At 53.3% G+C, this 22,692-nt stretch carries 24 protein-coding genes and 2 tRNA genes; all 26 read left to right on the top strand.

From position 1 onward, the window contains the following. Positions 1-108: 108 nt before the first annotated feature. The 26 genes from spoVT (at position 109) to ACVX3G_RS02355 (ending at position 22,683) form a co-directional block, all read left to right on the top strand. Positions 109-645: a stage V sporulation protein T gene (gene spoVT, locus ACVX3G_RS02480; protein WP_011229564.1), complete on the top strand. Its 537-nt coding sequence runs from the start codon at positions 109-111 to the stop codon at positions 643-645. Positions 646-918: 273 nt separating this feature from the next. Next, positions 919-2,469 (top strand): putative polysaccharide biosynthesis protein, encoded by a 1,551-nt coding sequence (locus tag ACVX3G_RS02475; RefSeq protein ID WP_014194578.1) that lies wholly within the window; start codon positions 919-921, stop codon positions 2,467-2,469. A gap of 6 nt (positions 2,470-2,475) precedes the next feature. Then, positions 2,476-3,936, top strand: coding sequence for a bifunctional methyltransferase/pyrophosphohydrolase YabN (gene yabN, locus ACVX3G_RS02470; protein ID WP_014194579.1), 1,461 nt, complete (start codon positions 2,476-2,478; stop codon positions 3,934-3,936). Positions 3,937-3,949: 13 nt separating this feature from the next. After that, positions 3,950-4,231: an RNA-binding S4 domain-containing protein gene (locus ACVX3G_RS02465; RefSeq protein ID WP_012820451.1), complete on the top strand. Its 282-nt coding sequence runs from the start codon at positions 3,950-3,952 to the stop codon at positions 4,229-4,231. Positions 4,232-4,353: 122 nt separating this feature from the next. After that, on the top strand, positions 4,354-4,659 hold the full coding sequence (yabP, locus tag ACVX3G_RS02460) for a sporulation protein YabP (protein WP_012820452.1): 306 nt from the start codon (positions 4,354-4,356) through the stop codon (positions 4,657-4,659). Next, positions 4,656-5,288, top strand: coding sequence for a spore cortex biosynthesis protein YabQ (yabQ, locus tag ACVX3G_RS02455; RefSeq protein ID WP_012820453.1), 633 nt, complete (start codon positions 4,656-4,658; stop codon positions 5,286-5,288). The genes yabP and yabQ overlap by 4 nt, the downstream gene beginning before the upstream one ends. A 16-nt stretch (positions 5,289-5,304) precedes the next feature. Next, positions 5,305-5,676, top strand: coding sequence for an FtsB family cell division protein (locus ACVX3G_RS02450; RefSeq protein WP_014194581.1), 372 nt, complete (start codon positions 5,305-5,307; stop codon positions 5,674-5,676). 118 nt (positions 5,677-5,794) lie between these two features. Next, a complete protein-coding gene (locus ACVX3G_RS02445) occupies positions 5,795-6,193 on the top strand; it encodes a S1 domain-containing RNA-binding protein (RefSeq protein ID WP_011229571.1) in 399 nt (132 codons plus the stop codon). A 173-nt stretch (positions 6,194-6,366) separates the two neighbouring features. Further along, a tRNA-Met gene (locus tag ACVX3G_RS02440) sits at positions 6,367-6,443 on the top strand. Positions 6,444-6,455: 12 nt separating this feature from the next. Then, positions 6,456-6,527 (top strand) — tRNA-Glu (locus ACVX3G_RS02435). Between the two features lie 197 nt (positions 6,528-6,724). Beyond that, on the top strand, positions 6,725-9,205 hold the full coding sequence (spoIIE, locus tag ACVX3G_RS02430; protein WP_011229572.1) for a stage II sporulation protein E: 2,481 nt from the start codon (positions 6,725-6,727) through the stop codon (positions 9,203-9,205). 29 nt (positions 9,206-9,234) lie between these two features. After that, a complete protein-coding gene (locus ACVX3G_RS02425) occupies positions 9,235-10,011 on the top strand; it encodes a vWA domain-containing protein (protein WP_020754013.1) in 777 nt (258 codons plus the stop codon). Then, on the top strand, positions 9,974-10,948 hold the full coding sequence (locus tag ACVX3G_RS02420; RefSeq protein WP_011229574.1) for a serine/threonine protein kinase: 975 nt from the start codon (positions 9,974-9,976) through the stop codon (positions 10,946-10,948). The genes ACVX3G_RS02425 and ACVX3G_RS02420 overlap by 38 nt, the downstream gene beginning before the upstream one ends. A 68-nt stretch (positions 10,949-11,016) precedes the next feature. Next, positions 11,017-12,411: a tRNA lysidine(34) synthetase TilS gene (tilS, locus tag ACVX3G_RS02415; protein WP_011229575.1), complete on the top strand. Its 1,395-nt coding sequence runs from the start codon at positions 11,017-11,019 to the stop codon at positions 12,409-12,411. Positions 12,412-12,424: 13 nt separating this feature from the next. Next, positions 12,425-12,970 (top strand): hypoxanthine phosphoribosyltransferase, encoded by a 546-nt coding sequence (gene hpt / locus ACVX3G_RS02410; RefSeq protein WP_012820458.1) that lies wholly within the window; start codon positions 12,425-12,427, stop codon positions 12,968-12,970. Between the two features lie 94 nt (positions 12,971-13,064). After that, positions 13,065-14,963 carry an ATP-dependent zinc metalloprotease FtsH gene (gene ftsH, locus ACVX3G_RS02405; RefSeq protein ID WP_011229577.1) on the top strand — a complete coding sequence of 633 codons (1,899 nt, stop codon included), beginning with the start codon at positions 13,065-13,067 and terminating at the stop codon, positions 14,961-14,963. 128 nt (positions 14,964-15,091) lie between these two features. Continuing rightward, positions 15,092-15,868 carry a type III pantothenate kinase gene (locus ACVX3G_RS02400; protein WP_011229578.1) on the top strand — a complete coding sequence of 259 codons (777 nt, stop codon included), beginning with the start codon at positions 15,092-15,094 and terminating at the stop codon, positions 15,866-15,868. A gap of 14 nt (positions 15,869-15,882) precedes the next feature. After that, positions 15,883-16,767, top strand: coding sequence for an Hsp33 family molecular chaperone HslO (hslO, locus tag ACVX3G_RS02395; protein ID WP_025039044.1), 885 nt, complete (start codon positions 15,883-15,885; stop codon positions 16,765-16,767). Between the two features lie 86 nt (positions 16,768-16,853). Continuing rightward, positions 16,854-17,780 (top strand): cysteine synthase A, encoded by a 927-nt coding sequence (gene cysK / locus ACVX3G_RS02390; RefSeq protein WP_011229580.1) that lies wholly within the window; start codon positions 16,854-16,856, stop codon positions 17,778-17,780. 115 nt (positions 17,781-17,895) lie between these two features. Further along, positions 17,896-19,317: an aminodeoxychorismate synthase component I gene (gene pabB, locus ACVX3G_RS02385; protein WP_014194584.1), complete on the top strand. Its 1,422-nt coding sequence runs from the start codon at positions 17,896-17,898 to the stop codon at positions 19,315-19,317. Between the two features lie 5 nt (positions 19,318-19,322). Beyond that, entirely contained in the window at positions 19,323-19,898 is a 576-nt protein-coding gene (pabA, locus tag ACVX3G_RS02380) for an aminodeoxychorismate/anthranilate synthase component II (RefSeq protein WP_014194585.1), read from the top strand. Between the two features lie 5 nt (positions 19,899-19,903). Then, positions 19,904-20,779, top strand: a complete 876-nt coding sequence (gene pabC / locus ACVX3G_RS02375; RefSeq protein ID WP_011229583.1) for an aminodeoxychorismate lyase — start codon at positions 19,904-19,906, stop codon at positions 20,777-20,779. Further along, on the top strand, positions 20,779-21,630 hold the full coding sequence (gene folP, locus ACVX3G_RS02370; RefSeq protein ID WP_011229584.1) for a dihydropteroate synthase: 852 nt from the start codon (positions 20,779-20,781) through the stop codon (positions 21,628-21,630). The genes pabC and folP overlap by 1 nt, the downstream gene beginning before the upstream one ends. Then, entirely contained in the window at positions 21,602-21,982 is a 381-nt protein-coding gene (gene folB / locus ACVX3G_RS02365; RefSeq protein WP_013143971.1) for a dihydroneopterin aldolase, read from the top strand. Before folP ends, folB begins: the two co-directional genes overlap by 29 nt. After that, positions 21,983-22,510, top strand: coding sequence for a 2-amino-4-hydroxy-6-hydroxymethyldihydropteridine diphosphokinase (gene folK / locus ACVX3G_RS02360; RefSeq protein WP_011229586.1), 528 nt, complete (start codon positions 21,983-21,985; stop codon positions 22,508-22,510). It abuts the gene before it with no gap. Beyond that, entirely contained in the window at positions 22,462-22,683 is a 222-nt protein-coding gene (locus ACVX3G_RS02355; RefSeq protein ID WP_011229587.1) for a helix-turn-helix domain-containing protein, read from the top strand. The genes folK and ACVX3G_RS02355 overlap by 49 nt, the downstream gene beginning before the upstream one ends. Positions 22,684-22,692: the final 9 nt, after the last annotated feature.

Below are 22,692 nucleotides of genomic sequence, written 5' to 3'. Positions count from 1 at the left end.
AGAACGTGGATTGTGAAGGATACTAATGACAACAATGGTGAATTCCCCATTGAAAGGGTTCATCGGAGTATCCTTCAAATCCTAGATGAAAGTGAGGGTATACAAGGCATGAAAGCAACCGGTATTGTTCGTCGCATTGATGATTTAGGGAGAGTTGTCATTCCGAAGGAAATTCGCAGAACGTTGCGCATTCGCGAAGGAGATCCGCTCGAAATATTTGTTGACCGCGATGGAGAAGTCATTTTGAAAAAATATTCGCCGATCAGTGAATTAGGCGACTTTGCCAAAGAGTACGCCGAAGCGCTGTTTGACAGCCTCGGCCAGCCTGTGCTCATTTGCGACCGCGATGTATACATCGCTGTCGCCGGCGTTTCGAAAAAAGAGTATATGAACAAAAGCGTCAGCCCGTTGGTGGAAAAAGCCATGGAAGACCGCAATTCCATCCTCCATACGGAGGAAGGGGAAGTCGAGCTCGTTGACGGGATGACGGAAACGTTGAAGTCGTATACGATCGGCCCGATTGTCGCCAACGGCGATCCGATCGGAGCAGTCATCATTTTATCGCGCGAGAAAACGCTTGGTGAAGTGGAGCATAAAGCAGTAGAAACAGCCGCCAGCTTTTTGGCTCGACAAATGGAACAATAGGCGAAACAACAAGGCAGCTTCACAGGCTGCCTTTTTTTCCGCCCGGCAAATGGGGGCGAGATGCCTTGAATCCCGGAATCGCTTCCACATCCTGCTTTTTCGTCCGCTTGGCTTGCGGAACAGCGCATGAAGCCGTGCGAGTTGACCATCACCTTTGTCCAACAGGCGGAAGTTGCGCTATAATATCGAGCGTAGCCATAATGGCGCTTGGCGGCTTCTATCGCCCTCCGGCGTCTAGGTTGAGTGGGTTGTCTATGCGAGGGGAGAAACTGGATGGGAAACGTATGGAAAGGGGCGGCGATCTTAACGGCCGCCGCTTTGGCCGCGAAACTATTAAGCGCTTTGTACCGTGTTCCGTATCAAAATATGGTCGGGGACATTGGTTTTTATATTTACCAACAAGTGTACCCGATTTATGGCATCGTCGTCGCACTCTCGCTGACCGGCTACCCGGTTGCCGTCTCGAAGCTTGTCGCCGAGCGGTTGGCGGGACAGGATGAAGCGGGCGCTGCCGCTAGTGTGCGCGTCGCCTTGTTGGTGTTAAGCGTCCTTGGCGTCATCCTGTTTGCTTCGCTGTATCTAGGGGCGGGGGTGATTGCCTCGGCGATGGGCGATGGACGGCTTACGCCGCTCGTGCGCTTGCTTTCATTTTCGTTTTTGCTGTTTCCGCCCATCGCATTGTTGCGTGGCTATTTCCAAGGGCGGCATGATATGACGCCGACAGCGGCGTCCCAAGTTGGCGAGCAATTCGTCCGGGTGACGGCGATTTTAGGGCTGTCGTATGGAGCGGTGCAGCGCGGCGCCGACGTCTATGCTTGCGGCATGGCAGCGGTCGCAGGGACGCTAGTAGGCATGGCGGCGGCGCTTTTCATTTTGCTTTTCTTCCTGTCCCGGCGTCGGCGGCTAAAAACGTCGGGCCGCACGCCGCCAGCTTGGGATCGACAGGTGGGCCGGCGTTTATTGACGGCGGGGACGGTCATTTGCTTGACGAATATGGCGTTGACGCTGATTCCACTCGTCGATTCATTTTTATTCGTTCCGCTTCTACAGGAAGCGGGGGCAAGGCTCGATGAGGTGCAGCGGCTAAAAGGAGTGTACGACCGCGGTCAGCCGCTCATTCAGCTCGGCACGGTCGTCGGCACGTCGTTTTCATTGGCGCTTGTTCCACTTCTTTCCGGAGCGCGCCGCCAAGGTGCCGTTTTCGCCTATGGAGCGCTGTCCATCCGGCTTGCCGTTGTCATTGGGCTTGGTGCTTCGTTAGGGCTCATTTGCCTCATTCGACCGATCAATGCGATGTTGTTCGAGAATGACTACGGTTCGTCGGTTCTCGCCGTCTTGTCCTCCTCTGTCTTTTTTACTACGATCGCGTTGACCGCCTCTGCATTATTGCAAGGAATGGGGAGGGAATGGACGGCCGCTGCCGGCGTGGCGTTGGCAGTGGCGGGGAAGGCCGCGCTTATGCATTGGCTTGCTCCGCGGTTTGGAGCGCTTGGCGCCGCCGCGGCGACGACGGGTGCTTATGCGCTCATGGCAGGCTTTTTATGCGCCTTTTTGCCGCGTGAATATCGGACGGCGGGCCGGAAATACATGTACCCAACCGTGAAAGCGGCCGCTATGATGGCCGTCGTCTTGCATGGGTATAGGTGGCTGATGGACAGCTCGAGCGAGGGGCGGCTATGGGCGGCTGCCGAGGCGCTTGGCGGCGTTGCCATCGGTGCTGTCGTTTACCTTGCGTGTATTGTGAAAGGACATGTTTTTTCTGAACAGGAGTTGGCAGCTTTCCCATTGGCTAATAAATTCCGTCTACGATTAGGAGGCAGGTGATCGGCGATGAATACGATTTATGTGTTCGGCCTCGGCGCCGGAGATGTAAAACAGCTGCCGATCGGTGTGTACCGAAAGCTAAAGCGGGCGCATCCGCTCTTTTTGCGGACGAAAGAACACCCGGTGGTCAAATGGCTTACGGAGGAAGGGATTGCGTTTACGTCATTTGATGAAGTGTATGAAAAACACGAGCAGTTTGCGGATGTGTACGCTGACATCGTCGATCGATTGACGGAACAGGCGAAGCGCGGCGATGTGTTTTACGCTGTTCCCGGCCATCCGCTTGTTGCCGAGCGGACGGTGCAGCTTCTTTTCGAAGCTGAGCGGCGCGGCGTCTGCCGAATCGTGATCGAAGGTGGTCAAAGCTTTTTGGATGCGCTGTTTACGGCGGTGCGCATCGATCCAATTGAAGGGTTTCAGTTGCTTGATGCGACGACTTTTCGAGGAGAAGAATGGTCGCCCTCACTGCATGCTGTTTTTTGTCAAGTGTACGATTCGTTTGTGGCCTCGAACGTGAAGCTTTCTTTGATGGAGCAGCTTCCCGACGATTACCCGATCTACATTGTCACCGCGGCAGGCACGAAGGACGAGCAAGTAAAGCGCGTGCCGCTTTATGAGTTGGACCGCGAGACGGGGCTTGACAACTTGACAAGCGTCTACGTGCCGCCGGTGAAGGACGAGCCGTTGCTTTACCACCGGTTTGAGACGCTGCGCCGCGTCATCGCCACGCTGAGAGGGCCGAACGGCTGTCCATGGGATCGGAAGCAGACGCATGCGTCGCTGAAGCGCTATTTGCTTGAGGAGGCGTATGAGCTGCTCGAGGCGATTGACGAGGGTGACGATGATCATATGGTCGAGGAGCTCGGCGACGTATTGCTGCAAGTAATGCTCCATGCGCAAATCGGCGCCGACCGAGGGTTGTTTTCGATCGACGACGTCATCCGCACGCTGACGGCGAAAATGATCCGACGCCACCCGCATGTGTTTGGCGATGTCACGGCCGAGACGGCCGAACAAGTCGTTGCCAACTGGGAGAAGATCAAGGAGAAAGAAAAAGGAGGCGGGCTTTCGGAATCGATTCTTGCCGACATTCCGAAAAGTCTGCCGGGGACGATGCGGGCGTACGAGCTGCAGAAACGAGCGGCGAAAGTCGGGTTTGACTGGGATGATGCCGCGCCGATATGGCAAAAAGTCGAAGAAGAAATGGCCGAGTTTCGAGCCGAAACGTCCGGCGGCCGTCGCGATCGGCTTGTCGGCGAGTTTGGCGATCTATTGTTCGCGCTCATCAACCTTGCCCGTTATTACGGGATTCAACCGGAAGAAGCGTTGCAAATGGCCAACGACAAATTTGCCCGCCGTTTCGCTTATATCGAGGAACAAGTGCGAAAAAGCGGCCGGTCGATCACCTCGTTTTCGCTTGCCGAACTCGATCGTTTTTGGGAAGAAGCCAAAGAAAACGAACGGTAAGGGGGATCATGCAATGCGCCTTGATAAATTTTTAAAAGTGTCCCGCCTCATCAAACGCCGCACGTTGGCGAAGGAAATCGCCGATCAAGGGAGAGTATGGATCAACGGCCATGTCGCCAAAGCGAGCTCCGATGTGAAAGTCGGCGATGAATTGACGATTCAATTTGGGCAAAAGCGGGTAACGGTAAAAGTGACGGATCTAAAAGAAACAACGAAAAAAGAGGAGGCAACCGGGCTGTACGAATTGATCCGCGAAGAACGGACCACCCCGGCGCCGGAACAAGACGACGTCTAATTTGTCCTGCAGGCTTGTTCTAAACCATCCCCCGCTGACATACATATGGTACAAACAACGGATGAGAAAAGGCGGTTGGCCTTGCCGGCTTTCTATACTAAATGGAAATGCGGGGGATGAACATGAGTCGACACGATGAATTTGGCGGAAGCACGAACAAAGGTCCGGTCCAGGAACATGATGTGATCATGCGCGGCCGGCGCCTTCTTGACATCACCGGGGTGAAACAAGTCGAGAGCTTTGACAACGAGGAGTTTTTGCTTGAGACGGTCATGGGCTTTTTGGCCATCCGCGGGCAAAACTTGCAGATGAAAAACTTAGATGTCGACAAAGGCGTTGTTTCGATTAAAGGGCGCATTTTCGACCTCGTTTATTTAGATGACCATCAGGAGAAGGCTAAAGGATTCTTTAGCAAGTTGTTCAAATGAATGTCAGCATACAGCTGTACACCATGCTGGCGATGATTGGCATGGGCGGCTGGCTTGGCCTGGCGTGGGATACGTACAGCCGGATGTTGAAACGGCATGAGCGGGCGCACTGGCTCGTCTTTGTGAATGACGTGCTGTTTTGGGCGGTGCAGGCGCTCATCGTGTTTTATGTGCTTCTTTTCGTCAATGAAGGCGAGCTTCGCTTTTATTTGTTTCTCGCGCTTTTATGCGGATATGCCGCTTATCAAAGCTTGCTCCGCTCCTTTTATGTTCGGGTGCTCGAGTGGTTCATTGGGCTGGCGGTAAGACTCGGACAGACGCTCGTTCAGCTGTTCCGCCTCATGGTCATGCGCCCGCTCATCCTCCTTGGGCAAATGGCGCTGGCACTTCTATTGTTCGCTTGGCGGCTTTTGTTGTGGATCGTTCGGTTTGTGCTGCTGGCTGTTTGGAAGATGATCCGCCTTTTGCTTGCTCCGCTGCGTTGGACGGGCATCATGATTTGGCGGCGGGTGCCGCCGCAAAGACGAGCCGGGGTGGAAAAATTTTTTCGACGTTTAAAAGGATTTGCTGGACAAATCAAGAATACAAAAGAGAAAATAAGCATGTGGTTTGCGAAATGGCGCGAGTAAAAGAGGTGTAAACGCGATGAACGTGCCCCGGAGAACGAATGTGACGAAGCTGTCGTCGACGTACATAGCTGAGCATGAGGAGAAAAAGCAGAAGGCGGCGAGAAGACGGCGGGTTGTCGCTGTCCGTTTGGTTGTCTGGTCGTTGTTGTTTGCGATATTCGCCTCCGCTCTTGTCTACACCTTGCACTCGCAAGCGAAGGCGATCGATGCAAAAACGGCGGAACAGCAAAAGCTGAAAGAGCAGCTTGCGGAGCTTGAACGGAAGGAAAAGCAACTGAAAGAGGAAATGAAAAAGTTGCATGATGATGACTATATCGCCGAGCTGGCGCGGAAAAAATATTACTTATCGAAAGATGGAGAAATTATTTTCGTCTTGCCGGAAAAATAATTTTGCCTGCGAATGCCCGTTTTCTATGGGCATTCGTCATATTGACACGCATTTTTTTCATTCGCTATAATAAAAAAAACACCATCTTTAAAGCGTTTTAAGGAGGAGCACTTTTTTTATGTCGATTGAAGTAGGCAGCAAGTTACAAGGCAAGGTCACGGGCATTACGAAATTTGGGGCGTTTGTGGAGCTGCCGGAGGGGGTCACAGGACTCGTTCACATTAGCGAGGTAGCCGATAACTATGTCAAAGACATCAACGATCATCTGAAAGTCGGCGATATGGTGTATGTCAAAGTCATCAACGTCGGTCAAGATGGAAAAATCGGCCTGTCCATTCGCAAAGCAAAAGACACGCCTTCTTCGCAGCGGCCGCGCCATCGGACAAACGACCGCTCCGCGGCGGACAGCTTAGAACAAAAAATCAGCCGATTCTTAAAAGAGAGTGAAGACCGATTGGCATCGCTGCGCCGTCATACGGAGTCGAAGCGGGGAGGTCGTGGAGCGAGACGAGGGTAACTTGCTGCTGAAAGATTGTTTGAAGGATGACAAATTCGGAAACAAGCATCCGTCGCTATGGATGCTTTTTTGTTTCTGTATGGAATAAGAGGATATATTTCCCCTCTGCATTTTCCGCCTATATGTATTGACAATCGTCATCTCCTCCGTTATGATATAAACTGTTGTCACACGGCGGTGTAGCTCAGCTGGCTAGAGCGTACGGTTCATACCCGTGAGGTCGGGGGTTCGATCCCCTCCACCGCCACCAACAATCCAAAATGGCCCGTTGGTCAAGTGGTTAAGACACCGCCCTTTCACGGCGGTAACACGGGTTCGAATCCCGTACGGGTCATCGCAAACGAGCATGCGCCATCAAGCGACATGCTCGTTTTTCTTTTTTGCCTCTTTCTGTCGGAACAAGCCTGTTGACCGCGTTTTGCCGTGGAAAACGTCGAACGATTTTTTATTTTTCTCTGTGGTTTTGACAAATTTCTGACAATTCAAGCGATATAATAGGGGGTAATAGAAAGGTAAAGGAGAGGATCGGGAATGGAAAGAGTAGAAAGAGGGACGGTGCGCCGCAGCATTTCGGAAGTGCCGATTCATGACACGCAAGCAACGGTGTCGCGCTGGATGCGCCATGTGAAGCTGCGCCTCGGTCATCTGTTCATCCATCAAGGCTTTTTGCTTCTTCTTGTCGGCTTTTTGCTTGGACGAGCATTGATTTTATCGAAGCTGACCCCGTTCGCTTTGCCATTTTTCGTTTCGGTCTATATGCTGCGCCGCGACAAGGCCGCTTTTGCGTTGATCTCGCTGTTGGCCGGTGCTTTGACGCTGTCGCTTGATGTGGCGCTGTTTGTCGGCGTTTCCATTTTTGGCTTTCTCTTTATTTACGGATGGGTGCGGAGGGTGATCAGTGAGTCACTGAAAATCGTTCCATTTGTTGTGTTTGTGCTGTCTCTTTCCGCCAAATGGCTGATCTCCTATTATTGGCTCGGAGAGCGATCGGTCTACGGCGCCGCCATGGCGGTCGTCGAAGCCGGGCTGTCGCTTGTATTGACCTTGATTTTTATGCAAAGCATCCCGTTGTTGACAGTGCAGAAGCATAAACATGCGTTGCGAGCGGAAGAGATCATTTCGTTGATCATTTTGCTCGCCTCGATGTTGACCGGGATGATCGGTTGGGCTGTGTACGGTTTGTCGCTTGAGCATGTGATGTCGCGCTACCTCGTTTTGTTGTTCGCGTTTGTCGCCGGAGCGGCGACCGGCTCCACCGTCGGCGTTGTCACCGGGCTTGTACTGAGCTTGGCAAATGTCGGCAACTTGTCGGAAATGAGTTTGCTTGCTTTCGCCGGGCTGCTTGGCGGGTTGCTGAGGGAAGGGAAAAAACTTGGGGTGGCGTTCGGCCTCCTCGTCGCGACGCTGTTGCTTGGTTTATACGGCGAAGGGAAGAGTGAGCTTGTGCCGACGCTGTTTGAATCCGGCATCGCAATTATGCTGTTTTTTGGTACATCCCGTTCACTGACGGAGAAAATCGCCAAATACATTCCCGGCACGGCAGAATATATAAATGAGCAACAACAATACGTCCGGAAAATCCGCGATATGACGGTGCAACGCGTCTCGCAGTTTTCCAACGTCTTTCAGGCGCTGGCGGAAAGCTTTTCGCCCGAACCGCTTCCGGATGCTAATGAATACAGCGACCGTGAAGTCGACTATTTTTTGAGCGACATCACGGAAAAAACGTGCCAAACGTGCTTTAAGAAGACGCAATGCTGGGCGGACAACTTTCGTACAACCTATGCGTACATGAAGCAAATGATGGGCGAGGCGGACGAAAAAACATTGTCGCAAAACCATCAGTTGCTGCGCGAGTGGGAGCGGTATTGCGTCAAGGCCGGCAAAGTCGTCGACGCGATTGAAAAAGAGATGGTTGCTTATCAAGCAAACCGCAAGCTCAAACGGCAAATCCACGAAAGCCGGAAGCTTGTCGCTGAACAGCTGTTGGGCGTTTCGCAAGTGATGGACGATTTCGCCAAAGAAATGCAGAAAGAACAGGAAAACCATTATTTGCAGGAAGAACAAATTTACCATGCGCTGCAAGAGTTTGGCATCGAAGTGGGCCATGTCGACATTTACAGTTTGGAAAAAGGAAATATCGATATTGAAATGAGCATTCCTTACTGCGAAGGGCGGGGTGAGTGCGAAAAACTGATTGCGCCGATGCTGTCAGATATTTTGGGAGAGACGATCGTCGTCAAGCGCGAAGAGTGCGCCGCCTACCCGAACGGCTACTGCCGCGTCGCCTTCGGCTCGACGAAAGCGTTCGTCGTCGAAACGGGCGTCGCGTTTGCCGCCAAAGGAGGGGGGTTCATTTCTGGCGACAGTTATGCAACGATTGAACTTGCTACCGGCAAGTACGCCGTTGCCATCAGCGATGGCATGGGCAATGGGGAGCGGGCGCATGACGAAAGCCGCGAGACGCTGCGCCTGTTGCAAAAGATTTTGCAGACGGGAATGGACGAGTCGATTGCCATCAAATCGATCAATTCGATTTTGGCATTGCGGACGACAGAAGACATGTATGCGACGCTGGATTTGGCCATCATCGACTTGCAAAACGCGGCGACGAAGTTTTTGAAAATCGGATCGACGCCAAGCTTTATTAAGCGCGGTGACAAGGTGATGAAAGTGGAAGCGAGCAACTTGCCGATGGGCATCATTAAAGAAGTGGAATTTGACGTTGTCACCGAGCAGCTGAAATCGGGCGACTTGCTCATTATGATGAGCGATGGTGTGTTTGAAGGGCCGATGAACGTCGAAAACCATGATGTTTGGATGAAGCGGAAAATTCAAGAATTAAAGACGAACGACCCGCAGGAAGTCGCCGATTTGATCATGGAAGAAGTGATCCGCCAATGCGGCGGCGAGATTGAAGACGATATGACCGTCGTTGTCGCCAAAGTTCGGCACAATACGCCGAAATGGGCGACGATTCCGGCATACATGTATATGAAAAAGGCGCAATAGCTAGCGTATAAAAACGTTCCCCTGCGGCGATGATGGTAATACATTCGCCAAGGAGGGGAACGAACGTGCGAAAGGGAACGTTGCGGCAAATTTTGCTCATTACCGATGGCTGCTCCAACCATGGTGAGGACCCAGCCGCCATGGCGGCGCTAGCCCGTGAGCAAGGCATTACGGTGAACGTGATCGGCATCTTGGACCAAGGTGCGATGGATGAAAACGGACGGCGGGAAATTGAAGCGATCGCCGCGGCTGGCGGCGGGATGAGCCAAGTCGTGTACGCGAAACAGCTGTCGCAAACCGTGCAAATGGTGACGCGCCAAGCGATGACTCAGACGTTGCAAGGGCTCGTCAATCGCGAGTTGAAACAAATCTTTGGTTCTGACGTTTCGCTTGAGGACTTGCCGCCGGACAAGCGCGGCCAAGTGATGGAAGTCGTCGATGAACTCGGGGAAACGGTTGCCCTTGATGTGCTCATTTTGATCGATACGAGCGGGAGCATGAAAACAAAACTGCCGACCGTCAAAGAGGCGCTCATCGATTTATCGCTCAGCTTAAATGCGCGCATGGGCGAAAACCGCTTTTCGGTGTTCATCTTCCCGGGAAAACGGGCGCACGCCGAAAAAATGATCGACTGGACGCCAAGGATTGAAGAGTTGTCCACTATCTTTCCGAAATTGGCGTCGGGCGGGCTGACGCCGACCGGACCGGCGCTGCGTGAGGCAATCGCCTATTTTGAGCGTAAACGGTCGTTAAGGAGCTGGATCGGCGATGGCGATGAGCCATACATCGAAGAATCGTCTTTGTAATTTGCCGCCTGGTACGGTCATCACTGGGAAATGGCACGGCCGTTCCTACCGGCTGCTGCGGCGGCTTGGCAGCGGGGCGAACGGCGTCGTCTATTTGGCGGAGAACGGCCGGACTCGCGTCGCCGTCAAGTTGAGCGATGACTATGCGTCATTGGCATCGGAAATGAATATATTGCGCCGTTTTGCTAAGGTCCAGGGAGCCGCCCTCGGGCCTTCTTTGCTGGAAGCCGATGACTGGCAAAGCCCGTTTGCGCGGGAGACGATCCCGTTTTATGTGATGGAGTATATTGAAGGGGAGAATTTCGCTGCTTTCATCCGCCGCCGTGGAAAAGAATGGGCGCCCGTGCTCGTGATGCAGCTGTTGTCGGTGCTTGATCGGCTTCATCAAGAAGGATGGGTATTTGGGGATTTAAAGCCGGATAATTTGATCGTTACCGGGTCGCCGCCGTCGGTTCGGTTGCTTGATGTGGGCGGGACGACGCTGCAAGGAAGGGCGGTAAAAGAGTTTACTGAGCTGTATGACCGCGGCTATTGGGGGCTTGGATCGCGCAAAGCGGAGCCATCTTACGACTTGTTTGCGGCGGCGATGGTGATGATTTCTTCTTGCTGCCCGGGGCCGATTGAGAAAAAGGGTGACGGTCGGGCGCAGCTGTTGTCCATCATCGAAACGGACCGCTTTTTAACCCGATACAAGGAGGTGCTGCAAAAGGCGCTTGACGGCCGATATCGAAAGGCGGCCGATATGCGTCGCGACTTATTGGCCGCCTCTTCCCGCCATACATCGGCGGAAAACGAAAGAAAGGCAGTGCCAAGCCGTCGGTCGGGGCGGCAGGTGAAACGGCGCCGCCAAGCGAGAGGGATTGTCGAAACGGTGGTCATCGCCGCCGCATTGCTGGGCGCCTATGCCTTTTATATATATTGGCAGCTGGCGATGTAATTTTTTTTGAGAAAACAGGGCGGACGTGTTACGATGAAGCTGAAAGAAACGCAAAGAGGTTGGCTCGGATGATCGACAAAGTGCGCGCCTTTATCCACAGGCATCAACTGCTTTCAGAAGGAGCGGCCGTCATCGTTGGCGTCTCCGGAGGCCCGGATTCGCTTGCGTTGCTGCACGTTTTTTTGTCGCTGCGCGACGAATGGAAGCTTCAGGTCATAGCGGCCCATGTTGACCATATGTTTCGTGGGCGGGAGTCAGAAGAAGAGATGGAGTTTGTGAAACGTTTTTGCGTGGAGCGCCGTATTTTATGTGAGACTGCGCAAATCGACGTCCCGGCCTTTCAGCGCAGCGCAGGTCTCGGCGCCCAAGAGGCGGCGCGGATCTGCCGCTACCGCTTTTTTGCCGAACTGATGGAAAAGCATCAAGCGGGGTACGTCGCCGTAGGCCATCATGGCGACGATCAAGTCGAGACGATTTTAATGCGGCTTGTGCGCGGCAGCACAAGCAAAGGATACGCTGGTATCCCCGTCAAACGGCCGTTTCACGGCGGCTATCTCATCCGTCCGTTTTTGGCTGTCAGCCGGGCGGAGATTGAAGCGTATTGCCGGCAGATGGGGCTGTCTCCACGCTGCGATCCGAGCAATGAAAAAGACGATTATACGCGCAACCGGTTCCGCCATCATATTGTCCCGTTGCTGCGGCAGGAAAATCCGCGCCTGCACGAGCGGTTTCAGCAATACAGCGAAATGATGGCGGAAGATGAGCAATTTTTGGAGGAATTAGCCGCGGACGCGCTGAATAAAGTAATGGAAAAACAACATCGCGATGCGGCGCTTTCCATCGGACCATTTTTGGAGCTGCCGCGACCGCTGCAGCGCCGGGTGCTGCAGCTGTTGCTTCTCCGTCTTTATGGCGGCGTTCCGCCGACATTGACTTCCGTACATATCGGCCATATACTGATGCTTTGTGAGCGCGGCCGCCCTTCCGGAATGATCGATTTGCCAAAAGGGCTCAAAGTGATTCGCTCGTACGACCGCTGTTTGTTTACTTTTGACGCAGAAAGCGGCGAGAAAGGCTATTGGTTTGAACTGCCGGTTCCGGCGCTATTGCCCCTCCCAAACGGCTATGCAATCATCAGTGAATTTGGGGAACACTATCCAAGAAAGCAGGCCGGGAATGATTGGTTCGTCGTGGATCCTGCTTCCGTCTCCTTGCCGCTCCGCGTGCGGACGCGTCGGCGCGGCGACCGGATGGTGCTCAAGGGGACGGGAGGCACGAAAAAATTGAAAGAAATTTTCATTGAAGCAAAAATTCCGCGGATGGAAAGGGATCGCTGGCCGATTGTCGAAGATGCCGACGGTCGCATCCTTTGGGTGCCTGGCTTGAAAAAATCGGCTTTCGAAGCGCAAAACCGTGGGCAAGCTCGCTATATTTTGCTGCAATATCAGGCGATGAACAGCTAGGAGGAAAAATAAGATGGGGATGAAAGACGATATTCAAAAAGTGTTGATCACTGAAGAGGAAATTCAGGCAAAAGTCAAAGAACTCGGCGGTTTGTTAACGAAAGAATATGAAGGCCGTTTTCCGCTCGCTGTCGGCGTTCTCAAAGGGGCGATGCCGTTTATGGCCGATTTGCTCAAACATATTGATACATATTTAGAAATGGATTTTATGGACGTATCAAGCTATGGCAATGCGACCGTTTCATCCGGCGAAGTGAAAATCGTCAAAGACTTGAACACCTCCGTCGAAGGACGGGATATTTTGATCATTGAGGATATTATTGACAGTGGGCTGACGCTCAGCTATTTGGTCGACTTGTTTCGCTACCGGAAGGCGAATTCGATCAAAATCGTCACGCTTCTTGACAAGCCGTCTGGACGGAAGGCGGACATTCAAGCCGATTACACCGGATTTACCGTCCCGGATGAATTCGTCGTCGGCTATGGGCTCGATTACGCGGAAAAATACCGCAACCTCCCGTTTATCGGCGTCTTAAAGCCGGAAGTGTACCAAAAGTAGAACGGTTGCTGGGCGACGGCCGAATTGTTTGTATTGAAACAAATTTCTATGATAGTATTGAGTATAGTGTGTTTCATATGGGAGGAGGCAAGAAATGAACCGGATTTTCCGCAATACCATCTTTTATTTGCTGATTTTCCTCGTCGTGATCGGCGTCGTCAGCTTTTTTAACGGCACGAACCAGCGAACGGAGCCGATGACGTACGATGCGTTCATCACTCATCTGGAAAACGGGGATGTCAAGTCGTTTTCCATTAAGCCGGAGCGCGGCGTATATGAAATCAAAGGCCAGTTGAAAACATATAGCGAAGGGCAGTACTTTTCCACCTACGTCATGAACAGTGACAAAGTGCTTGACCGCATCGATGCGGCGGCGGCGCGGACGCGGGTGGAAGTCGTGCCAGCGGACGAAACGAGCGGATGGGTGACGTTTTTCACTTCCATCATCCCATTTGTTATTATTTTTATTTTGTTCTTCTTCCTTTTGAACCAGGCACAGGGCGGCGGCAGCCGGGTGATGAATTTCGGCAAAAGCCGGGCGCGGCTGTATACGGATGACAAGCGGAAAGTCCGCTTCCGCGATGTGGCTGGGGCAGATGAGGAAAAGGAAGAGTTGGTGGAAATCGTCGAGTTTTTAAAAGATCCGCGCAAGTTTGCGGAACTTGGCGCCCGCATTCCGAAAGGGGTATTGCTCGTTGGGCCGCCCGGAACCGGGAAAACGCTGTTGGCGCGCGCGGTTGCCGGAGAAGCGGGCGTGCCGTTTTTCTCGATCAGCGGGTCGGATTTCGTGGAAATGTTCGTCGGGGTCGGGGCATCGCGGGTGCGCGACTTGTTTGAGACGGCGAAAAAAAATGCCCCGTGCATCATCTTCATTGATGAGATCGACGCCGTCGGCCGCCAGCGCGGCGCCGGCCTTGGCGGCGGCCATGACGAGCGTGAGCAGACGCTCAACCAACTGCTTGTCGAAATGGACGGCTTTAACGGCAACGAAGGGATCATTATTATCGCGGCCACCAACCGGCCGGACATTTTAGACCCGGCGCTGTTGCGCCCGGGTCGCTTCGACCGGCAGATTACCGTCGACCGCCCGGACGTCAAAGGGCGCGAAGCGGTGCTGCGCGTGCATGCCCGCAACAAGCCGCTCGATGAATCCGTTGACTTGAAGACGATCGCGATGCGGACGCCTGGATTTTCCGGCGCCGACTTGGAAAACTTGCTGAATGAGGCGGCGCTCGTTGCAGCGCGCCGCAACAAAAAGAAAATTGATATGAGCGACATCGACGAGGCGACGGACCGGGTGATTGCCGGACCGGCGAAAAAAAGCCGCGTCATTTCGGAAAAAGAACGGCGCATCGTCGCGTTTCACGAAGCTGGGCATACGGTCATCGGCATGGTGCTCGCCGATGCGGAAATGGTGCATAAAGTGACGATTGTGCCGCGCGGCCAAGCCGGAGGCTATGCGGTCATGCTGCCGAAAGAAGACCGCTACTTTATGACGAAAGCCGAACTGATGGATAAAATCACCGGACTGCTCGGCGGGCGCGTTGCCGAGGAAATCGTGTTCAATGAAGTGAGTACAGGGGCCCACAACGATTTTCAACGGGCGACAAACATCGCGCGCCGGATGGTGACGGAGTTTGGTATGAGCGAAAAGCTTGGTCCGCTTCAATTCGGCCAACCGAGCGGGCAAGTGTTTTTAGGACGTGACTTACACAACGAGCAAAACTACAGCGACAAAATCGCCTATGAAATTGACTTAGAGATTCAGCGCATCATTAAAGAGTGCTATGAAAAAGCGAAACAAATTTTGACCCAACATCGGGACAAATTGGATTTGATCGCCAACACGCTGTTGGAAGTCGAGACGCTCGATGCGGAGCAAATTAAACATTTGTTCGAACATGGCACGCTGCCCAAAGACCGGAACGGGCGCGAGGAGTCCGGCAAAAGCGACGGCGATGTGAAAATCAACATCCAAAAGAAAGAGGAGTAATCGATGTCTCTGTTCGGAGGCATCTTTTTTTTTTGCCGGCGGCCCAGGGAAAGAAGGACAGTTTTTTTCCCGTAAGTATGATATGATAAAGAATGGGAATTTATCGAGGAAAAGCGAGGAATGAAGCGATGATTTTTGTATTGGACGTCGGCAATACAAACACGGTGTTAGGGGTGTATGACGGGGACGAACTGAAACATCATTGGCGCATTGAAACAAGCCGCTCGAAAACGGAAGACGAATACGGCATGATGATCAAAGCGCTCTTGAACCATGTCGGCTTGCAGTTTTCCGACATTCGAGGCATCATCATTTCCTCGGTCGTGCCGCCGATTATGTTTGCTCTTGAACGCATGTGTCTAAAATATTTCCATATCAAACCGCTCATCGTCGGTCCGGGCATTAAAACCGGGCTCGACATCAAATATGACAATCCGCGTGAGGTGGGCGCCGACCGGATTGTCAACGCGGTCGCCGGCATCCATTTGTACGGCAGTCCGCTGATTATCGTCGATTTTGGCACGGCGACGACGTATTGTTATATTAATGAACATAAACAATATATGGGAGGGGCCATTGCCCCGGGAATTATGATCTCGACAGAGGCTCTGTTCGCGCGGGCGGCGAAATTGCCGCGCATTGAAATCGCCCGCCCGGATGATATCATCGGCAAAAATACGGTCAGCGCCATGCAAGCCGGCATTTTATACGGTTATGTCGGACAAGTGGAAGGCATCGTGTCGCGAATGAAGGCGAAAAGCAAAATCCCGCCGAAGGTGATTGCTACTGGCGGTTTGGCTCCGCTCATTGCCAGCGAATCGGACATCATCGATGTCGTTGATCCGTTTTTGACGCTGACTGGCTTAAAATTGTTGTACGAGAAAAACACCGAGAAAAAAGGATGAAAGGCTTGATGAAGATGGGAGACTACTTAGTCAAAGCACTCGCTTACAATGGACAAGTGAGAGCGTATGCCGCAAGAACGACGGAAACTGTCGCCGAGGCGCAACGCCGCCACCAAACATGGCCGACCGCCTCAGCGGCTCTCGGCCGGGCGTTGACCGCCGGTGTTATGATGGGAGCGATGCTGAAAGGCGAGGAAACGTTGACGATTAAAATTGACGGCGGCGGCCCGATCGGCGTCATTTTAGTTGACAGCAACGCCAGAGGGGAAGTGCGTGGCTATGTAACGAATCCACATGTACATTTTGAGCTGAACGAGCATGGGAAACTTGATGTGGCACGGGCGGTCGGCAAAAATGGGATGTTGACGGTTGTGAAGGATCTTGGGCTGCGCGACTTTTTCACCGGACAAGTGCCGCTTATCTCCGGGGAGCTTGGCGATGATTTTACGTATTATTTTGCTTCGTCCGAACAAATTCCGTCATCGGTTGGCGTCGGGGTGCTCGTCAATCCCGACCATACCATCCGAGCCGCCGGAGGATTTATTATCCAGTTGATGCCCGGGACGGAGGAGAACACGATCACTCGCATTGAAGAGCGGCTGAAACAAATTCCGCCCGTGTCGCGCATGATCGAAAGAGGGCTCAGCCCGGAACAGCTGCTCGAACAACTGTTGGGAGATGGAGGCGTCCGTGTGCTCGAGACGATGCCGGTGTCATTCGTCTGCCGTTGTTCGCGCGAGCGGATCGCTGATGCCCTTATCAGCCTAGGGCCCGAGGAAATCCAAGACATCATCGACAAAGAAGGGCAGGCGGAAGCTTCGTGCCATTTTTGCAATGAAACGTACCATTTCGACAAAGCGGAGCTGGAACAGTTGAAACAACTCGCAAAAAAAGAATGAAAACAGTAAAATGATTGACAATTACGCCAATAGTTGATACATTGGAGACAAAGTCGATAAAATTAATGGGGATTAGAGGTGGAACAATGGCACGCACAGTCAACTCGATAACCGAATTGATCGGCGATACGCCGGCCGTGAAACTGAACCGCATCGTTGATGAAGACAGCGCGGATGTGTATTTGAAACTGGAATTTATGAACCCGGGCAGCAGCGTCAAAGACCGGATTGCGTTGGCGATGATTGAAGCGGCGGAAAAAGCGGGCAAGCTGAAGCCGGGCGACACGATCGTTGAGCCGACAAGCGGCAACACTGGGATCGGATTGGCGATGGTCGCGGCGGCGAAAGGATATAAGGCGGTATTAGTCATGCCGGATACGATGAGCTTGGAGCGCCGCAACCTGCTGCGGGCGTATGGAGCCGAGCTTGTGCTCACACCGGGTGCACAAGGGATGCGCGGAGCAATCGCAAAGGCGGAAGAGCTCGTCCGCGAGCACGGCTACTTTATGCCACAGCAATTTAAAAACGAGGCGAACCCGGAAATCCATCGCTTGACGACCGGGAAAGAGATCGTGGAGCAAATGGGCGACCAGCTTGATGCGTTTGTTGCCGGCGTTGGCACGGGCGGAACGATCACCGGAGCAGGCAAAGTGTTGCGCGAAGCTTACCCAAACATTAAAATTTACGCCGTTGAACCGGCCGATTCCCCAGTCTTGTCGGGAGGAAAACCGGGCCCGCACAAAATCCAAGGGATCGGCGCTGGCTTTGTTCCAGATATTTTGGATACGAGCATTTACGATGGGGTTATTACGGTAACGACGGAAGAAGCGTTTGCGGCGGCCCGCCGCGCGGCTCGCGAGGAAGGCATTCTCGGCGGCATTTCGTCCGGTGCTGCGATTCATGCGGCATTGAAAGTGGCGAAAGAGCTCGGCAAAGGGAAAAAAGTGCTCGCCATCATCCCGAGCAACGGCGAACGTTATTTGAGCACGCCTCTTTACCAATTTGAAGACTAAGCAGACTTTTTCGGCAGGGGCAACCCTGTCGAATTTTTTTACGAGGATGGTGACCCAGACGGACAATCATTGTACAATATAAAGTAACTATGGACATCGTAAGGAGCTGACGAGGATGGAACAGCGGCGCAGGCGACTGAAACGAACTATCGATTATCGCGGACGGGATTGGTTCCGCCAGTACGAACAGCTGGCCTATAGCCGGCCTCATCATGTGTTGCTTGAGAGCGGCCAAGGGGGAAGGTACAGCATTATCGGCCTTGACCCGATCGGAGTGATCCGCGCTGACGAGCGGCGGCTCATCATCAAGCAGCGCGGGGTTGAAACGGTGCTGGATGGCTCGCCGCTCGAAGGGCTCCGGCAATGGCTTCGGTGTTTCGCCGTGCCGGATGAGGGGGAGTCGTTGCCTTGCCAAGGCGGGCTGATCGGTTTCATTAGCTATGATGCGGTTCGCTATATGGAACGGCTCCCGGTGCTCGCGCAAGATGATTTGCGGCTGCCGCTCATGTATTTTTTCCTCTTTGACGACGTAGCGATTTATGATCACCAAACTGAACAGCTTCATTTGCTTGCCTACGCGAATGAAGGGGAGGAAAGCGAAGCAAACCGGCGGCTTGCGCGGCATGCACGGATGTGGCTCGAGGATCGGAATGAAGCGCTGGTCTGGCCGCTTGCTGCCTCGACAGCTGCGCCGTCTGTTTCAATGACAAAAGAGAGGTTTATGGATGCGGTTCGCCGCGTACAACGCTATATTGCGGCGGGCGATGTGTTTCAAGTCAACTTATCGGTGCGTCAGTCGCAGCCGCTGGTGACGCATCCATTTGCCGTCTACAAGCAGTTGCGGATGCTGAATCCGTCCCCTTACATGGCGTATTTGCATACCCCGGAATTTCAAGTCGTCAGCGGCTCGCCGGAGCTGCTCGTCCGCAAGCAGGGAGAACGGCTGGAAACACGCCCGATAGCCGGAACCCGCTCGCGCGGACGCACGGAAGCGGAAGACGGGCAAATCGCCCGCAAACTGCTAGCCAGCGAAAAAGAGCGGGCCGAGCACGCCATGCTCGTTGATCTTGAGCGGAATGACCTTGGGCGTGTCTGTGTCTATGGGACGGTGCGTGTCGATGAGTGGATGACGGTGGAAAAGTATTCGCATGTGATGCATATTGTTTCCCACGTATCCGGCATCATGGCTCCGGAACATGATGCGTTTTCTGTTATTCGTGCGATGTTTCCCGGCGGAACGATCACCGGCGCTCCGAAAGTGCGGACGATGGAAATCATCGAAGAATTGGAGCCGGTTCGCCGCGGTTTGTACACCGGTTCGATCGGCTGGATCGATTTTCAAGGGAATATGGAGCTAAACATCGCCATTCGAACGATGGTCGTCAAAGACGGATTGGCGCATGTACAAGCAGGAGCGGGCATCGTCATCGATTCCAACCCAGAGCATGAGTACAAGGAATGTGTAAAGAAAGCGGCTGCCCTTTGGAAAGCGAAAGAGCTGAGCGAAGCAGAGGCATTATTTCCGAGCATGAGGTGAGAATGATGATCGTCATGATTGATAACTACGATTCATTTACGTACAATTTGGTGCAATATTTGGGCGTGTTGGGAGAAGAGCTGATTGTCAAACGGAATGATGAAATTACGGTGGCTGAAATCGAACGACTCCGCCCTGATTTTATTATGATTTCCCCCGGTCCATGCACACCGAATGAGGCAGGGGTCAGCCTGGAAGTCATCGATCGCTTCGCCGGCCGCATCCCGATTTTTGGCGTCTGCCTCGGCCATCAGGCGATCGCCCAGGCGTTTGGCGGCCGCGTTGTCCGCGCTCCAAGGCTGATGCACGGGAAAACGTCGTCCGTTTACCATGACGGGGAAACGATTTTCCGCGGCGTGCCGAACCCGTTTACGGCAACGCGCTACCATTCCCTTATCGTCGAGAAAGAGACGCTTCCGGACTGTTTCGTCGTGTCGGCTTGGACGAAAGAGGATGAAGTGATGGCGATTCGCCATAAAACGCTGCCGGTGGAAGGCGTGCAGTTTCACCCGGAATCGATTATGACAAGCCATGGGATGCAACTGTTGAAAAACTTTATCAACACGTATAAAAAGGCGTGACAGTCATGTACGTGTATATCAACGGCGCGGTCGTTCCGCGCGAAGAAGCGCAGTTATCAGCGTTTGATCACGGCTTTTTATATGGGCTTGGCTTATTTGAAACATTCCGCACGTATAGCGGCCACCCTTTTTTGCTTGACGATCATTTGGCCCGATTGAACAAAGGGCTGTCTGAGCTTCACATCGAAAGGCAGTTCGGCCGCGCCGAAGCGGTGGCGATCATCGAGCAGTTGCTCGAGGCCAATGGCTTGCGCGACGCTTATGTGCGCTTCAATGTATCGGCCGGGGTCGGCGATCTCGGCTTGCCGATCGAACGTTACCGAAACCCGACCGTCATCGTCTATATGAAGCCGCTTCCGCCGCCCGTCCCTCCGGAAGGAAAAGAAGGGGTGGTGCTCGCGGCAAGGCGAAACAGCCCGGAAGGCAATGAGCGACTAAAGTCGCACCATTATTTAAACAATATGATTGGGAAATGGGAGCTCGGACATCGACCTCATGCGGAAGGAATTTTTTTGAATTCAGATGGTGCGGTAGCGGAGGGGATCGTTTCCAATATTTTTTGGGTGAAAGACGGCATCGTCTACACGCCAGCGCCGGCTGTCGGCATATTAAACGGCATCACAAGACAATTCATCATTGCTTTGCTCAAGCAGTTGCGCATCCCAGTTGAAGAAGGGGTATATCCGCTGTCCCATTTGTTGCAGGCTGATGAAGCATTTATCACCAACTCTGTGCAGGAAATTGTACCCCTTTGCCGCATTGGCCATTGCGTTTACCAAGGAAAAAATGGTCCGGTGGTCCGGGCCTTGCAGCACCATTACCGACGCTTGACCCATCGGTTATGGACGAGGAACGAATTGGCGGAAAGGATGAACGACTGATGACAACATCGATGCGCCCTCTTCGGCTTCAATGCCGCGGGCATGAGCTTGACTTAAACAAAAAAACGTTGATCATGGGCATTGTCAACGTCACGCCCGATTCGTTTTCCGACGGCGGCCGGTTTTACGACGTGGAAAACGCGGTCAAGCACGCGAAGCGGCTCGTGGCGGAAGGAGCAGACATCATTGACATCGGCGGTGAATCAACTCGTCCGGGGGCGGATCCAGTGCCGCTTGATGAAGAATTGCGCCGCGTCATTCCGGCGGTAAAAGCGATTGCTAAGGCGGTGAGTGTACCGATCTCAATTGACACGTACAAAGCGGAAGTGGCGCGGCAAGCCATGGAAGCCGGGGCGCACATCATCAACGACGTTTGGGGAGCCAAGGCGGACCCTGATATGGCCCGCGTCGCCGCCACGTACGGCGCGCCGATCATTTTAATGCACAACCGCCGCGATATGGCCTATCGCGATTTGATTTCCGACATGATCGCCGATTTGAAAGAAAGCATTCGCATTGTCAAAGAGGCGGGTGTGAAAGATGAGAACATTATTTTAGATCCGGGGATCGGCTTCGCCAAGACGGTCGAGCATAACTTGGAGGTGATGCGGCGCCTTGATGAATTTGCCGCTCTCGGCTATCCGCTTTTGCTTGGCACGTCGCGCAAACGATTTATCGGCCATGTGCTCGGCGTGCCTGTCGAGGAGCGGGTCGAAGGAACAGGAGCGACCGTTTGTCTCGGCATCATGAAAGGGGTGCACATCGTCCGAGTCCATGATGTATTGCCGATTGCCCGCATGGCCAAAATGATGGATGCTATGCTTGGGAAGGGAGAGAGCGGTCATCGATAAAATTTATGTGCAAGGCATGGAGTTTTACGGCTACCACGGGGTGTTTCGCGAAGAAAACATCCTCGGCCAGCGATTTTTGGTCGATGTGACGTTGGAGCTCGACTTGCAGCCTGCCGGGCGGAGCGATTGTCTTGAGTATACCGTCAACTACGCCGATGTGTACGAGCGCTGCCGGGCGATCGTTGAGGAGCGGACGTTCGCCTTGATCGAGGCGGTCGCTGAAGCGATCGCCGCCGACTTGCTCGCTGCCTTTCCTGTTGTCGAGCGCTGCATTGTCAAAGTGACGAAGCCGAATCCGCCGATTCGCGGCCATTATCAACATGTCGCAGTCGAAATTGATAGGGGTCGTTAAATGGAAAACATCGCATATCTCGCTTTAGGCTCCAACCTCGGAGATCGTGTTTCCTATTTGCGTTCTGCCATTGAAGCGCTCCATCATCATCAGGAAATTTTTATCACATCGAGCTCATCGATTTATGAAACCGATCCGGTCGGCTATGTCAACCAAGGCAAGTTTTTAAACATGGTGATCGAGGTGGCGACCACGTTGTCGCCGTTTGCCTTGCTTGACGTGACCCAGCAAATCGAACGACAACTTGGAAGAAAAAGGGAAATTCGCTGGGGACCACGGACGTTAGACCTTGACATTTTGCTGTATAATCATGAAAATATTGAAACAGAGCAGCTGACGATCCCGCATCCGCGCATGGCGGAGCGGGCGTTCGTGCTCATCCCGTTGTTTGAAGTCAACTCCCACGTGGCAATACCGAACCTTTCCGAGCCGTTAATCGACATCATTGGCCGACTACCTGACAAAAAAGGAGTTCATGTATGGAAGCGGAAAGATGGGGAAGACGTATTCGCGCTTTTCGAAAGTTGAAAGGATATACGCAAGAAAGACTGGCGAAAGAACTAGGCATTTCCGTATCGATCCTTGGTGAAATTGAACGGGGGAACCGGATGCCGTCCGATTCGCTCGTTGGACAAATCGCCGAACGGCTGAATATATCGGTGGAAGAACTGGCGCCGCCGAAACTCGAATCGAACAAGTAGAAAGGAGGC

It is taken from the genome of Geobacillus sp. PLS 41 (assembly GCF_056494105.1).
This window is presented reverse-complemented; position numbering and strand designations above follow the sequence as displayed.